The sequence below is a fragment of the Bradyrhizobium sp. 23 genome (assembly GCF_023073295.1).
Classification (GTDB): domain Bacteria; phylum Pseudomonadota; class Alphaproteobacteria; order Rhizobiales; family Xanthobacteraceae; genus Bradyrhizobium; species Bradyrhizobium canariense_D.
The window spans coordinates 104,436-105,822 of the sequence record NZ_JADPJF010000089.1; the positions used below are offsets into that span (position 1 = coordinate 104,436).

Genomic DNA, 1,387 nt, shown 5'->3' on the forward strand with positions numbered 1-1,387 from the left:
GAGACCGCGCTTCTCCGGAATCGGCCTGAACGTGTCGGTCAGTCCGACCACCGTTTCGGCCGCGCCCAGCACCAGGAAGCCGTCTCCCTCGATCTGGCGAGCCAGCCGGTTGAAGATGTTGATCTTGGTGTCCTGATCGAAATAGATCAGCACGTTGCGGCAGAAGATGACGTCGAAGGTGCCGAGCTGAGCGAAATCGTGCAGCAGATTGAGCTGCCGGTGCTGGATCATCGCCCGCAGCTCGGGATTGATCTGCCAGGTCTCGCCGATCTGCTTGAAATATTTCATCAGCATCTGGATCGGCAGTCCGCGCTGCACTTCGAACTGGCTGTAGATGCCGGCCTTGGCCTTCTCGAGCACCTCCTGCGACAGGTCGGTCGCGATGATCTCGACGCGCCAGCCAGTTAGGGCCGCACCCATCTCCTTTAGGCTCATCGCGAGCGAATAGGGCTCCTGCCCCGTGGAGCCGGCGGCGCACCAGATGCGGACGCTGCGGCGGCCGGCGCGGGCCTTGATGATCTCCGGCATGATGGTGTCGCGGAAATGATCGAACGGGACCTTGTCGCGAAAGAAGAAGGTCTCGTTGGTGGTCATCGCCTCGACCACGCTGGTGACGAGCGCGCCCGAGCCAGCGCCTTGCAGCTTCTGCACGAGCTCGCCGATGCCGGAGATCCCGGCCTTGCGCGCCAGCGGCAACAGCCGGCTTTCAATCAGATATTGCTTGTCTGCGGACAGATCGAGCCCGGAATGATCCCTCAGGAACTTACGCAGATAATCATACTCGGTCGGGGTCACGGATAGGCCTCTCGGAAGCTGTACTGGGAACACTCTGGCTGGAACACTCCGCCAGACACTCAGACCATGGCTTGTCCGACCGGAATCAAGCCGACTTCTGCGAATTTGTCGGCGATGATGTCTTTATCGAAGGGCTTCATGATGTACTCGTTGGCGCCGCCGCTGAGCGCCTGAGCGATATGAGCCACGTTATTTTCGGTGGTGCAGAATACAACCTTGGGCTGGTCGCCGCCCGGCAGGCGGCGCATGTGGCCCATGAACTCGAAGCCGTCCATCACCGGCATGTTCCAGTCCAGCAGCACCGCGTCGGGCAGCTTGCGCTGACAGACCTCGAGCGCCTTGGAGCCGTCCTCGGCCTCCGTGACTTCGAATTGCAGGCCTTCCAGGATCCGGCGTGCGATCTTGCGCACGACGCTGGAATCATCGACCACCAAGCACGTCTTCATTTGGGTTCTCCGGCTTCGATGTTTTTGGGGCTCACGCAGCCATTTGCACTTCGGTTTTGAGTTCGAGGACGCGATCGACGTCGAGGACGACCATGAGCTGGCCGTCGAGACGGTGGACACCGCCGGCGAGCTTGGCCATGCGGGGG

At 61.3% G+C, this 1,387-nt stretch carries 2 protein-coding genes and 1 pseudogene; all 3 read right to left on the bottom strand.

Annotated features, from left to right (window positions below; genetic code table 11):
* The coding region (locus IVB32_RS22550; RefSeq protein WP_247411457.1) for a protein-glutamate O-methyltransferase CheR at positions 1-795 on the bottom strand (795 nt) is incomplete at its 3' end.
* Between the two features lie 59 nt (positions 796-854).
* Positions 855-1,241, bottom strand: coding sequence for a response regulator (locus tag IVB32_RS22555; protein WP_018456638.1), 387 nt, complete (start codon positions 1,239-1,241; stop codon positions 855-857).
* A 31-nt stretch (positions 1,242-1,272) separates the two neighbouring features.
* Positions 1,273-1,387: pseudogene (locus tag IVB32_RS22560) on the bottom strand (chemotaxis protein CheW); the annotation flags it as partial.